The sequence below is a fragment of the Oleiphilus sp. HI0132 genome (assembly GCF_001635845.1).
This window is the reverse complement of the sequence record NZ_LWGJ01000285.1, coordinates 1-748: the sequence shown is the minus strand read 5'-3', so window position 1 is coordinate 748 and position 748 is coordinate 1. Positions and strand designations below refer to the sequence as shown.

Here is a 748-nt window from a genome sequence, read left to right as displayed (position 1 = left end):
TATTCAACAGCATTTGGAAGAAGCGGCCTATCTCTTCTGCGGTTCCCATAATATTGCCAGCAGGAATAACCGCCTTTTTAAAACGTGGGTCATTAGTTACACTTTCAACCATATCAAGCGATCCACCCAATGCCCGCTCAATTAAAGCCGAAATAGGATAGAAAGGCCTAACGCCTGTCGCGTGATTATCGGCCACCCGATCAGCATAGCGCTCTTCCACACCATAGCGGAAATACTTCATGCCCATCGGTTTTCTGACACGCTCATCCAAGAAGTCTTGAATACTTTTTCCGGTAACCTGCCTAACCACACGTTCAAGAATATAGCCACCCGTCAAGGCGTGGTATGCCAACCGGTTGCCTTTTGAAGACTGAGGCTTGGTCTCACACAAGATGCGCCAGATTTCATCGTTATCCCACAAGACTTCAGGGGGAACACCTTTCGGTAATCCAGGAACACCCGCTCTGTGGGACAAGACCTCGTGAATCGTGACATTCTTTTTGCCATTCTTACCAAACTCCGGTGCATAGAAGCTAATAGGATCATGCAGATGAACGAGTTTATCTTCAGAAAGCAGGTGCATCAAAAAAGCCGTAACTGCCTTAGAAGCGGAAAACAAACAGACAGGAGTATTAGGACGCATAAGAACACGAGCATCACCTTCTTGTGCGTCAGGACCATTACCAACCGCATGACCAATCGCACGATCAAGTATTACTTTTCCTCGTCGGCGCATACTAATTGAAAC

The 748-nt window shown here is 46.9% G+C and carries 1 protein-coding gene; it reads right to left on the bottom strand.

Translation table 11 applies throughout. The features are described from left to right. A partial coding sequence (locus A3766_RS03480; RefSeq protein ID WP_156508656.1) for a serine hydrolase occupies nt 1–748 on the bottom strand: 748 nt, incomplete at both ends.